Here is a 1,639-nt window from a genome sequence, read left to right as displayed (position 1 = left end):
TTTTTTGAATTGAAGGTTTTGCCAGTACTGCCTCGCAGGTTTTTCTTGTGGGGTGGTGTGGTTTGTTTTTGTTGGGTTTGGGCTTTTCACGAGTTCTGAATTTCTTCTTTTTGTGGAGAGTTTGATCCTGGCTCAGGATGAACGCTGGCGGCGTGCTTAACACATGCAAGTCGAACGGAAAGGCCACAGCTTGCTGTGGTACTCGAGTGGCGAACGGGTGAGTAACACGTGGGTGATCTGCCCTGTACTTCGGGATAAGCTTGGGAAACTGGGTCTAATACCGGATATGACCACTTTTTGGATGGGGTGGTGGAAAGCTTTTGCGGTATGGGATGAGCTCGCGGCCTATCAGCTTGTTGGTGGGGTAATGGCCTACCAAGGCGTCGACGGGTAGCCGGCCTGAGAGGGTGTACGGCCACATTGGGACTGAGATACGGCCCAGACTCCTACGGGAGGCAGCAGTGGGGAATATTGCACAATGGGCGCAAGCCTGATGCAGCGACGCCGCGTGGGGGATGACGGCCTTCGGGTTGTAAACTCCTTTCGCCAGGGACGAAGCGTAAGTGACGGTACCTGGATAAGAAGCACCGGCTAACTACGTGCCAGCAGCCGCGGTAATACGTAGGGTGCGAGCGTTGTCCGGAATTACTGGGCGTAAAGAGCTCGTAGGTGGTTTGTCGCGTCGTTTGTGTAAGTCCACGGCTTAACTGTGGGATGGCAGGCGATACGGGCATAACTTGAGTGCTGTAGGGGAGACTGGAATTCCTGGTGTAGCGGTGAAATGCGCAGATATCAGGAGGAACACCGATGGCGAAGGCAGGTCTCTGGGCAGTAACTGACGCTGAGGAGCGAAAGCATGGGTAGCGAACAGGATTAGATACCCTGGTAGTCCATGCCGTAAACGGTGGGCGCTAGGTGTGAGTCCCTTCCACGGGGTTCGTGCCGTAGCTAACGCATTAAGCGCCCCGCCTGGGGAGTACGGCCGCAAGGCTAAAACTCAAAGGAATTGACGGGGGCCCGCACAAGCGGCGGAGCATGTGGATTAATTCGATGCAACGCGAAGAACCTTACCTGGGCTTGACATACACCGGATCGGGCTAGAGATAGTCTTTCCCTTGTGGCTGGTGTACAGGTGGTGCATGGTTGTCGTCAGCTCGTGTCGTGAGATGTTGGGTTAAGTCCCGCAACGAGCGCAACCCTTGTCTTATGTTGCCAGCACGTGATGGTGGGGACTCATGAGAGACTGCCGGGGTTAACTCGGAGGAAGGTGGGGATGACGTCAAATCATCATGCCCCTTATGTCCAGGGCTTCACACATGCTACAATGGTCGGTACAACGCGTGTGCGACACTGTGAGGTGAAGCTAATCGCTCTAAAGCCGGTCGTAGTTCGGATTGGGGTCTGCAACTCGACCCCATGAAGTCGGAGTCGCTAGTAATCGCAGATCAGCAACGCTGCGGTGAATACGTTCCCGGGCCTTGTACACACCGCCCGTCACGTCATGAAAGTTGGTAACACCCGAAGCCAGTGGCCTAAACGTGTTAGGGAGCTGTCGAAGGTGGGATCGGCGATTGGGACGAAGTCGTAACAAGGTAGCCGTACCGGAAGGTGCGGCTGGATCACCTCCTTTCTAAGGAGC

Annotated in this window: 1 rRNA gene; it reads left to right on the top strand. The window is 55.2% G+C overall.

The window, feature by feature from the left end:
* Positions 1 to 109 precede the first annotated feature (109 nt).
* A 16S ribosomal RNA gene (locus HMPREF0298_RS11165) occupies positions 110 to 1,630 on the top strand.
* The last annotated feature ends 9 nt before the right edge of the window (positions 1,631 to 1,639 follow it).

Source organism: Corynebacterium lipophiloflavum DSM 44291 (assembly GCF_000159635.1).
GTDB classification, from domain to species: Bacteria; Actinomycetota; Actinomycetes; order Mycobacteriales; family Mycobacteriaceae; genus Corynebacterium; species Corynebacterium lipophiloflavum.
This window is presented reverse-complemented; position numbering and strand designations above follow the sequence as displayed.